This window comes from Fluviicoccus sp. (genome assembly GCF_030646115.1).
GTDB lineage: Bacteria > Pseudomonadota > Gammaproteobacteria > Pseudomonadales > Moraxellaceae > Fluviicoccus.
This window is the reverse complement of record NZ_JAUSMX010000027.1, coordinates 240224-250806: the sequence shown is the minus strand read 5'-3', so window position 1 is coordinate 250806 and position 10583 is coordinate 240224. Positions and strand designations below refer to the sequence as shown.

Annotated in this window: 11 protein-coding genes; 7 read left to right on the top strand and 4 right to left on the bottom strand. The window is 52.6% G+C overall.

Features of this window, described 5'->3' with window-relative positions:
- Positions 1-54 precede the first annotated feature (54 nt).
- The 7 genes from Q7T36_RS16920 (at position 55) to Q7T36_RS18040 (ending at position 5878) form a co-directional block, all read left to right on the top strand.
- On the top strand, positions 55-291 hold the full coding sequence (locus Q7T36_RS16920) for a DNA polymerase (RefSeq protein WP_304851491.1): 237 nt from the start codon (positions 55-57) through the stop codon (positions 289-291).
- Positions 292-345: 54 nt separating this feature from the next.
- Positions 346-564: a hypothetical protein gene (locus tag Q7T36_RS16915; RefSeq protein ID WP_304851488.1), complete on the top strand. Its 219-nt coding sequence runs from the start codon at positions 346-348 to the stop codon at positions 562-564.
- Between the two features lie 32 nt (positions 565-596).
- Positions 597-761, top strand: coding sequence for a hypothetical protein (locus Q7T36_RS16910; RefSeq protein ID WP_304851485.1), 165 nt, complete (start codon positions 597-599; stop codon positions 759-761).
- A 190-nt stretch (positions 762-951) separates the two neighbouring features.
- On the top strand, positions 952-2841 hold the full coding sequence (locus Q7T36_RS16905; RefSeq protein ID WP_304851483.1) for a DUF4132 domain-containing protein: 1890 nt from the start codon (positions 952-954) through the stop codon (positions 2839-2841).
- A gap of 69 nt (positions 2842-2910) precedes the next feature.
- Positions 2911-5382, top strand: a complete 2472-nt coding sequence (locus Q7T36_RS16900; RefSeq protein ID WP_304851481.1) for a WGR domain-containing protein — start codon at positions 2911-2913, stop codon at positions 5380-5382.
- A gap of 70 nt (positions 5383-5452) precedes the next feature.
- Complete coding sequence (locus tag Q7T36_RS16895; protein ID WP_304851478.1) at positions 5453-5689, top strand: DNA polymerase; 237 nt, start codon at positions 5453-5455, stop codon at positions 5687-5689.
- Between the two features lie 72 nt (positions 5690-5761).
- Positions 5762-5878: a DUF2442 domain-containing protein gene (locus Q7T36_RS18040; RefSeq protein ID WP_370690146.1), complete on the top strand. Its 117-nt coding sequence runs from the start codon at positions 5762-5764 to the stop codon at positions 5876-5878.
- Between the two features lie 290 nt (positions 5879-6168).
- On the opposite strand, the gene Q7T36_RS16890 is transcribed toward Q7T36_RS18040, so the two are convergent.
- The 4 genes from Q7T36_RS16890 to Q7T36_RS16875 all read right to left on the bottom strand — a co-directional run bounded on the left by Q7T36_RS16890 (position 6169) and on the right by Q7T36_RS16875 (position 10581).
- Positions 6169-7284, bottom strand: coding sequence for a hypothetical protein (locus tag Q7T36_RS16890; protein WP_304851475.1), 1116 nt, complete (start codon positions 7282-7284; stop codon positions 6169-6171).
- A 4-nt stretch (positions 7285-7288) separates the two neighbouring features.
- Entirely contained in the window at positions 7289-8887 is a 1599-nt protein-coding gene (locus Q7T36_RS16885; protein WP_304851472.1) for a DUF3696 domain-containing protein, read from the bottom strand.
- 105 nt (positions 8888-8992) lie between these two features.
- A complete protein-coding gene (locus Q7T36_RS16880) occupies positions 8993-9520 on the bottom strand; it encodes a hypothetical protein (RefSeq protein WP_304851469.1) in 528 nt (175 codons plus the stop codon).
- A gap of 206 nt (positions 9521-9726) precedes the next feature.
- Positions 9727-10581 (bottom strand): hypothetical protein, encoded by an 855-nt coding sequence (locus Q7T36_RS16875; protein ID WP_304851466.1) that lies wholly within the window; start codon positions 10579-10581, stop codon positions 9727-9729.
- Positions 10582-10583 lie beyond the last annotated feature (2 nt).

Sequence of the window (10583 nt, the reverse complement as noted above, 5' to 3'; positions counted from 1 at the left end):
TGACTTTGTTATTTATAATCAAAGCTATAGCCTCTAATCAGTATTTGAAAGAACGTGTCCAATGCCCCTTGCTTCATCATGAAATCTGCGGTGGATGTGCAGTTGAAGTTGCAGCAGTTTGATGCCTCCCTGCTCATGCAGGTGCATGATGAATTGGTGCTGGAGGTGAGGGAGGATCAGGTGGAGTCGGTGAGTGCGATGTTGAAGGTGGCGATGAGTGGGATGGCTAGCTTGGCGGTTCCCCTGCTTGTGGAAGTCGGTGTCGGGTCGAATTGGGATGAGGCGCACTAAGCTTAGACTCAATCGAGTTGATATTCGGCCATAACGTCCATGAGAACGAAAACAATGCAGAACCGTTCTGAAGCGACTCTGGAACACGGTCAACTACGCTTGCTGGATCAAGCTCAGCCTCTCGATCATGTGCGGGTGATTGTGTCGATGTTGCCGTCCCTGGTGCAATCCAGAGTTCGACGGCAACATCCTGCCCCGCTGGCAGGCAAGGTGAAGGAAACCAGGAATGTGATGTCATCAGTGTCGGCAGAAGACTGGGGCATGAATTCGTGATTTTGCTGGATACTCACATTTGGCATTGATGGGTGAGCCAGATTCCGGGCAAGCTTTCACCGGAGTTAATTAACCGAATTGAACAGGAAGATGAGGTGCTGGTATCGGCTATTTCCTGTTTTGAGAAGGCTTGGCTGATGAAGTATGGCCGGATTGATCCGGGAATGCCCTATTCGGACTGGTTTGCCGAGTGTTGAGTTTTGACGGGTATTTTCGATTTATCGGGACTGGATGGGCTACTGATCGGGAAGGCTGGGCAACTGGAGTAGTTAAAATTCAGGCGGGTTGTTGCTCCTCTTGTCTCCAGTGGCACAGGCAAGGCAATATTCAGACATTCGTTAGCTTGCCCTGCAGGCATTCATACCATAATGCGCAAGGATTTTGCCCATGACCGCTACGTTCAGCCCCGACCATCTGCCGTTCAGTTTTGACAGCTACGCCTGCAGCGATTATGACGAAACTGGCCAGGGCTACGTGCCGCTGCCCTCTCCTTGGCAAAAACAGGTTCGAACAGAACTGCGCACTTTGCCGGCCGAACAGGGCGCGGCCTGGTGCGCGCTATGGCTGCACTGTGCAGGCAGCAAGGGCAAGACGCCGGCTCCGGCCTGGCTGAAAAAAGCGAGAATTCTGGCGGAGCCGGTGATGGCGGATTTCAGTTCGACGCTGGCGCGCTGGCTGGACATGATCGTCACACAGGGCCAGCTCTTTGCTACGCCGTGGTGGCAGAACAACCAGCCACTGATCCGCGCACTTCTCTGGCTGGCCAGTCTGGGAGAGGCCGAACTGCTGGCCATGCCCGTAGCGCGGCTGATGCATTACGGGCATATCTGGCGGCTGGACCTCGACGGAAAGTTTCGCAAAGCGGAACTGGTGAGCGAAGGCGGCTTCTGGACTCTGTCCGGCTTCGGCAGTGCGGGCGTCATGGCCACGCTGTGGCTGAAAACACAGAGTGTCTTAGAGTTCACCTACGGCATATTACAGCCCTTCAGCGCCGACCAACTCGATCTACTGTACGAAGAACTTCCTTTCGCCTCGCCGTTTGATGCCCAAGGCCAGTGGGTGATCCGGTTTGGCAACGACGCTACCCTCACCTACCAGCGCGACAATCTTTATCGTCCGCAGTTTGTCGATGCCAAAGGCAAATCCATCACCAAAGAGCCGCGCAAGTTGTGGAAGCAATATGCCCTGACACGCAGTGCGGTAGATACCCGCCTCGGTGCCATGCGCAATCAGTTGTCCGAACTGTTTGCCACCATGGAGCGCGCCACGCTCAGCCAGCGCTGCTGGCAGGGCAGCCGCTGGCTGGCGCTGTTCGATGACCCTCAACGTCTGGGCTATGATCTGGCGCGCGAGCGTATCTGGTGCGTTCAGGATGGCGAAACGCTACGGCAAATACGCTGGTTGAACGGACAATGGTGCGACGTAGACGGAAAAGCGGCGGATTCACCTGCAGTCGCATCCACACTGTGGCTTTGGCATCCGGCCATGGAGCCCGATGATACTCTGGCCGAACGCTGGCGGCAGTGCTTGATAGATCACCGCGTAACCGAGGGCCAGCAGGCATGGCGCGTGGTGTACCGACTGCCCCCTGCCGAGGCCGGACAAACCGCCGCACAGCACCTTGCCGGTTATCGTCTGCTGGAACGCTTCTATTGGCAGAAACTGAATAATGAAGACCCCGATAGCCCCTACAGCAAAACACTAGCAGCAGGCTGGTCGGTGCGCCTCCATGTTAGCGCACGGCACTTTTCAAACCTGCAATTCCGCTTAGGTGAGGAGGTCATGACGCTGGGGCAAGTACCTCCGGTCATTTATTCAGAAGGACTGCGCATGGCCGCCTTGACCGTAGAGGAAAGCAGCGCGGAGGATGCCACGCCAATGCTGTTCCGCCAGTTGCTTATGGGTTCGCTGAGGTATGTTCTGCAACAGAGCAGCTTTGCCGATCGAGTGCGCCTTACCCGCGACCGGCTTTATGTGCGTGGCGACTATCACGAGTACAGCCTCAGCTTGCTAAGTGCACTGGACAGTTGGCCAACTGTTCGTATCGAAACTGATGGCAGAACACTCACTGGCTTTGAGCCTGGCGTGTGGGGTGATGAAGACAAGTTGTTCGGCATTATGCGCCGAAACCTTGACCTGCAGGCCATGTACTGGCCTTTGATCCACGAATGGAGCGACCGGATTTTTGCCAAGGTGCGCCTGCTGGTGCACGAGGATGAGATCGAATGGGAATGGGTTCGCAAGCAGATTTTACCCACCACCTCGGCACCGGTCTGAAGTGACAGAGTTATCGCCAGACAACCGATCGCCCTCGTCTCATTATCATCAAACCAACAGGGATGAATAATGCCTTATTTATACCAAGTATCCGCTTCAACCCGTAAATTCTGGCAAATCGAACAGCAGGGTGAAACGCTCCACACACTCTATGGTCGTATCGGCAGTGAAGGGACGGTCAGCCGCAAACGTTACGACAACGCCGTCCAAGCACAAGCTGACCTGCAGAAACAGATGCGTCAGAAAATCGGCAAGGGCTATCTTTTCCCAATCCCAAGGGCCAACCCCCAGCCGGAAGCCTGGCCCGCCGAATTGACGGCGGCCATGCCGCCATTGCGTGGTGTAGCCGTGGCACCGTATCAGCCGTCATTGCAGGCGCTGGTGTTGGCTTACGGTTATCAGAACCGGCTGTTTTTTTCAGTCGAATCGCAAGTACGCGAGCTGGACACGCTGGTCAGACAGCGTCTTGCAGGCGAGCCAGGTACCGCACCCGTCTGGCTGGATGACCCCGCCGCTTGGGAAGAGATGTTATGGGTGATCCTGTCCAGCCCCACCTCGTGGAACTTCTACGTTTCGAATTCCTTCGAGGTGTATCGCAGCCTGGCCACGGCGGGACTGTTGCTACTGGGGGCGGCGCGTTTTTTGCCGGTCTGGCTGTCCCTGATGCAGCGCCTTCAGGACACGCACGTGATTGACCACCGTAGCTTCATGCCTTTTCTGCACCTGTTGCGCCATGGAGTGGCCAGCTTGCCCGACCACGAACAAGCCGCCGCCGCCGACTGCTTGCGGCATTCTTTCGAGCATCCACACGCCAACTTCGGGTTACGGGCGTTATGTATCTATCTGTTGGGGACCGAGTCCGACTGGAGTCAGGAACTAACGCTTGAATATCAGCAAATAGCGCCGCTGTTACAGCAGAAAGCCAATTTGGGTGATTATGCCGACCGCCGCAATTTCCAGTCACTGCGGAGCAATGCGTCGCTATTGCTGTACTGTGCTGGCCGGCCAGGCGATCACCTCTGGTTGTACGAAAACACGTTCAGCCACTACGACGAGGCCATGCAGGCTGTGTGGCTTCGCCTGCACGACGATGATTCCGTAGGGCTTTTCACCGCATGTCTGCGCAAATTCGAACCCTACCTGAATGAAAGCGCGGCGCGGCGAGACGCCCGGTCTACCTGCCTGCATTTACTGACTTTGGGCAGTGCTCGAGCTGTACGGACACTCTGCCGCTTTATGCACTATCCGCTGGTGGTGGATATATTGGCTGTATGCTGCGTGCAATGGCCGTTGTTCATGCAGAATCTGTTGCTCGAATTCCGCCGTGAATTTGACCGCAGTGACCAAAATGAAGCGATGCGGGTCTTGAGTGCGCACCTGCGGCAGGTACTCGATGGCGTGCCTCAGGATATGGCGGCAGTTCTGCAGCAGCTGGGTGACGCACAGGCGGCTGCCGCTCAGTTTGACGCGCAGGTGTCCGCCTTACGCACCGCAGGAAGAATCAAAGCCAAGGCCGGGTCTGTGCCACCCGCCATACCGACCTTGAGTAAAGCGGCACGCTCGTTGCTGCCTGTGGTGCGCGGCCTGCATGTGCCCGAACAAACCTTGACGCTTCAACCCCTGCAGCTCGAATACGGCATTGCCTATCGCGACTTGCAACCCATGACGGTAGGCTGGCTGCCTTTGCAGGCATGGCTGGAGAACGGGTCCGATCCGCAACAGCTTGGCCCACTGAGCCAGCCCTCTTCGTGGTCGGCCATCTTTCGGACAGCCCTGCAGTTGCTGGCCAAGACACGAATGCATGGCATTCATGTCCAGCTTTGCGAACAAGCCGGTATTGTCATGCGTGCGGCACTGACCGTTCTGGGAGCAGAAGCGACGTTGAGGGTTTTCATGCCGGAGCTCCGTGACTTTGTGACCGCACCTCATCCCTTGGAGCCGGGCAGCCTGCTCGAAGCCTTGTCTGTGCTGAGACATGCGCTGGCCTTGCTGCCAGAGGCGGAGCATGCCGCATTGCGGGCAGACATTCTCCCCCCTGCCCAGGAGACCGAACTGGAAATGGCTGTCGTGGTGCAGTACCTGTTTGCCGAGCAGGCGGACTGGTGTGAAGCATTGCTGATGGAGAAGCTGCAGACCGCACCGGCGGCGGCAGTGCCCATATTGGCCCTCCTGCAAAGCTGTGCCTGCCCGCTGCCACAGGCAATCCGCTTGCATAGTATGGCCGCTCTGCCCTGGAGCGAATCGGAAGTGGTGTTGAGAATTCTGGAAAATGGAACGAAGACCTTACCGCTTTTTGCCAGCTGGCTGGCGCAACCGGATACCTATGGTGAATTTGCGGAGGAAGGCCTGCTGCGTAAATTCCTGCCTACTATACCCAGCGCTGCCTCCATGACATTGCTTGCGGGGCATCTGCAGCTGCCGGCTGCACGGCAGTTGCTGGCGGACATGGCATTGTTGTGGCCAGAGCCGGTGCGGGAGGCTGTTTTCAGCCAATCGCGTCCGGCGTTTGCCCTGTATCTGTTGTTGCAGTTGCTGGCCTGAACGAGGGCATGCTGATTTTTTGTGGCGGTAAGCCTTTCCAGAATATCTTGTCTCTTCGTATCACTAGACGGTGGCGGCGGACATTATCAAGCGGGCGATGATTGCGGTGGATGCGCAGTTGAAGTTGCAGCAGTTTGATGCCTCCCTGCTGATGCAGGTGCATGATGAATTGGTGATGGAGGTGAGGGAAGATCAGGTGGAGTCGGTTTCTGCCATGCTCAAAGTGGCGATGAGTGGGGTGGCGAGTTTGGCGGTTCCCCTGCTAGTGGAGGTGGGGGTTGGAGGGAATTGGGATGAGGCGCATTGAGGTGGTGGCACTCTCCGTCTCAATTGATGCCGATACGCTCCATGTTTTTCTGAAGGATGGACGGGAGCTTCCGTGCCGTTGTCATGGTTTCCTGTGCTGAAGCAGGCGACGCCTGCCCAGCGGGCGAAATGGCGGTTGATTGGGCATGGCGAAGGGGTGTATTGGCCGGAGATTGATGAGAATGTTTAGGTGACGGCGTTGTTGGGACATGCGAGCTGAAATATCGCTCTGTCCCGAATGGCACTTACTTAAGAAAAAACCAAACAAAACATAGCGTTGCAGGCTTGTGGAAACAGCCCAAGCTTACGGGGAGACAGAAGTAATGTCACATAACGCTCGCAAAGATGCCTTCTGGTCTGACAGCCCATGTTTCGTAACACCATGTTTTTGAAAGTCTTTATGCTTAAGTAAGTGCCATTCCGCTCTGTCCCTAACTTCCCAATAAACCATGCCAAAAAATGTAGAAGTTTTTCCATTCTTCATAAGCGAATCTTATCATCACCACAGCAAAAATCGAATATTTCGCGACCAATATTAACCCAATCATCATCCAATCGACGTTCTAAAGATTCAGCAGATTTATGAGGGGTGTTTATTTTCAGCCAGCCCAATACTTGATCAGCAGTCCTCTTGGCGACGTTCGGAAAAACATAACACTCACAAGCATCCTTGCTTGAGTGATTACATTTGTCCAATAAAGCCTGTAATTGAGGATCCTTTTCTTTTAGTAAATCAATTATTGCCTCCCAATACATTCTATTAGGCGACCCATCTGGCATTTCTAGCACCCATCGATTTCTTACCCCCTCCTTAATGTCAATATAATCAGCCACACTAGACCCTGCAATATTGCATAATCGTTTAATTACTTCCCACCTTCTAGTACAATCTACATTAAGCGCTTGGTCAATAAACCTCCAAGGAATCAAATTTTCGAGTTCCCTACCAGGAGTGGGTAGATACCTAGCAACCCAATTTGAAGATTTTATCAAATTAGCACACTTACCAGCAGTATCATCAAGATTATCGCTCGGTGATAATTTATCGCTATCAGTAATACACAATACAAAATCTCTTTGCGCTCTTAATATATAATCAAGCCGATCCGTTATACAAGAACCACCTCCACCTTCAAGTCTGACAGAAATTTTACAACCGCGAATCTTGTTTACTAACACATAGTGCTTCGCAGCATACTCCAAAACCTCCGCATCTGTTAAATCCTCACAAAGCAATAATGGTCTAACAACCAGAGAATTGTCATAGAAAATATTAAGCGGCACACGCCACCCATCATCAAGCTTTGTTACTGTCGAAACAGTATGATTGATATAGATCTTGGACATAACCCCACGAAGAAAATCAGGTGCCATTCCCTGAAAAGAGAGAGCCTTGAGTTTTTCAATAACCCTTTGTGTTCTTGAACCGAATCGATTCCGATTTTCTTCAAGAATGAGTAGCACTTTCTTTGAGCATCGAACCAAATGATCTCCAGAAAATCCAGCCGAAAATATATTCTCAAGCGCATGAAGATTATCCAAATCATCAAAATTAAAGCTTGCGTCAGCCAAAGTATCCTCTAACTGAATATACATAAACTTAAGCCTCAAAAAAACCATATGGCCAATTTAAAAGTACACCACTATCATCGAAAACAGATTTTGATATTTTAGTCGCACCATTATCTTCATCTTGCTCAAACATTAAAACCTGGACATCATCCGTACGAATTTTACCGCTCTCAATTAGTTGGCCCAGCCGATTTATTAGGTTTGGGCTATGCGTCTCCACAAAAACCGTAAAGTTTACCTCTTGCTCCCTTGAGCGCTCTAAAGCAGCCCCTAATACATCGGCAATCTGAGCCTGATATGCAGGATGAAGATGAAGCTCTGGCTGCTCAATCACTACGCAAGGGAAAAAGCCTTTAATGTGACTTCTACGTCTGCCATTAAAATAAAAGTCGGATGACATCCAAAGCTGAATTGCAATTGGTAGAACCTGCGAATAACCGACGCCCAAGTCAGCCATATTTGTATATTCCTCGGAAGTTGAACTTAAGCTTTTGATTGCAAGAGCAATATGGCCTTCTGACTTTTTAGCAGCGACATGAAACCCAAAATATTTTCCAAGCCACTCATTCAAATCACTCATATAATTAGAATCGAGGCTATCCACAAACACAGCTACATTATTACCTTTCGGATCGATTTCATCGACAGCTAGATCTTGCCTTCTATAATATCTCTGAGCAGTGGCGCGTAGTGGCTCTATATATCTAACGCCACTCATACACGCCTCAATGGCTGAATCAATTCTGTCTAGCAAACTTGGAATTGCAGCCGCGAAAAAGGCATCATTAACCCGCTCGAAATCTAGCGATCCTATTTTTAACAGTGAAATTGTCTGCATGAATGAATAAGGAGACCCAGGCAGCTCACTCATCCTATGCAAGAACGTCTTTCTATCACTTATAAACAAATATCTTGCCATCTGTTCTACAGTATCACGATATGTTCTACCATGTGCGAATATTCTCAATCTATCGACTAATTGGTCAAAGAGAGGATTATATTGGACCCAAACCTTTCTTTCAGTGTCACCTAGTCTTTGACTAACTTGCTTAATAAAACTAATTTTTGGGAGCAAAGCGCCTTGTGTGACTATCGTTTTAGCACCCTCTTTAGGCTCCCACATATAACCATTTGCTTTTATACTTTTAATCCTATCCCCACCATTAAAGACAACCTCACATTCATTACCAAATAGCTCAAACTTGATATTCGATGCAAAGCTACCCTTATCATTATCATTATCGTTAGACTCAACCCTAACTGATACGTTTATAAGACAATCTGATGCAAGGCGCGGCGAGAAACCTCGCTGATAATAATCAAACATCTGCCCATTTTTAACATCGCCAAAAAGCCTTATACTAAAATCGAATTCAATCACCTTATTGGCTGAAATTCTGTTTACCGAATTGTTGAATGTCCCAAAATCAACCATAGGGCCAAACCACAAAATAGGCCCCTTCTTCTTTGCTTCAATACTTTGCCGAAGAAGAGGCAATACTCTTGCAAAAGTACTTTTACCCGAGCTATTCCTACCAACCAGTACCGTGATTGGTTTCATCTCAATTGACCCGCTATCACTAATGCCCCGCAGGTTTCTAACCCTTATTGACTCAAGCATTGGCATGATTATGATCCTAAAATTAACCAATAAAGTAAGCTGTATCGTACCACTTTGCTCTAACAGCCTTGAAGGACCGAATAGGGGGCAGAGCAACATATTTACCCACTCTCACATCCCCACCGGCGCCAACCTCGACACCCCACCCGACGACAACACCCGCCACCCCTTATCCATCATCACAAAATCCACCGCAAAAGACCCCGACGACCGCATCTGCCCCAAATCCTCCCGCGACGTCCATCGCAACCGCGCCGTCTGCGCATCCCAGCGCCCCCCGTCAAACACCCAGTGCACACTCCCCTTCAAATCCGGATAAAACCCATCCTTCATCTGCCGCCGCAGCATCGCCGTAAAACTGCCCCCGTTCGCCTGGGCACACCGGTACTCCTTCAGACAGTTATCAATCGCCCCCGCCGAATACCCCGCCAGCAAACGCCGCGCCCCCGCCTCATCATCCTTCAGCACCGCCTCCCGGAACCGCTCATACACCGCCACCAGCTTCTTCACCTGCGGATCATCATCCCGGATCACCACCGTCCCCGCCAATGCGGAACAGACCGGCAGACACACCAGCAACACAGCACAAAGCCGCCGCCAAACACGCGCAGAAACACAGGACAGGGAAAATCGGAACATCCGCGAAAACACTCCATGTAAAGCCCGGCAACAGGCCAATCCAGTCAGGGGACAGCATCGGACAAAGCCCGAGCATCACCCCTTTGTAGAACAAGAAAAGACAACTGTAAAGTAGGGAAATCCCTGAATTTCAAACCATCAGCCCGCCGATGAAGGAAACGTGACGTAAATCACAGGCCAGACCCGGCAAGCGCAGCCCCAAAAACTCAATCAGGCACAGCCGAAGCCAGGCAGGCCTCCTTGGCCAGCCGATAATCCCGGTACTCCGACATCATCCTCGAAAGCGAAGGCTCCAATAACGTGGTCGGAACCATCATGGCGGTGGTGTCGCGGCTGAAGGCATAACCGTACACCAGCGCCCCGGTCTTGACCTGCAGCTCGTTCAGCAATGGGAGCGCCGGCTTGCTGTGGCAATAGAAAAAGCCCCTCAGACACTGACATACAGGGTCACCGTCCAGATGTGTGCCAAGGCGCCCCAGAGCCTGCTGCTCCACCGGCACAGCGCTTCCCGGCTCCTGCAACACCCGGGATCCGGGGCCGTGGATCACCTTCAGCAACGTATTGCCCGCCGGATTGCGGAGCCGCCAATCCACGGGCTCGCCGGAAATCATGACCAGAATGACCGGAACCGGAATCCGGTCCAGAATCACCGAGACCTCCTTGTGCCCGTACAACGGACGGGTGAGGCCCACCACCAGCAGGCGTGGCGGGGTGAAACGGTAGCGAAGCGGCAACTCCCCAAGCGTCACGCTCACCGGAAAGACATCCGGCCACGGCAGGGTTGCCGATGCAGGGCTCATTCCCACAGAAATGCCTGCGGACGGACCGGCTGCCCGGGTTGCAGGCACTTGCGCCGCCACCACATCACGCGCCGCTACTTTCCCGATATCTTCATGCACAAACTCGTCCAGCGCCCTGATCCGGCCGCCGGGGGTCTGAAAGACCGCGACATCCGGCATGAGCTGACTACCCCGCATCATGTTGAAGCTGGCCAGTCCCATAAATGCGAGGCCCGCACCGGCGGCAAGCCCGAACAACAACGGCAGAACACTTTGGCGCATCC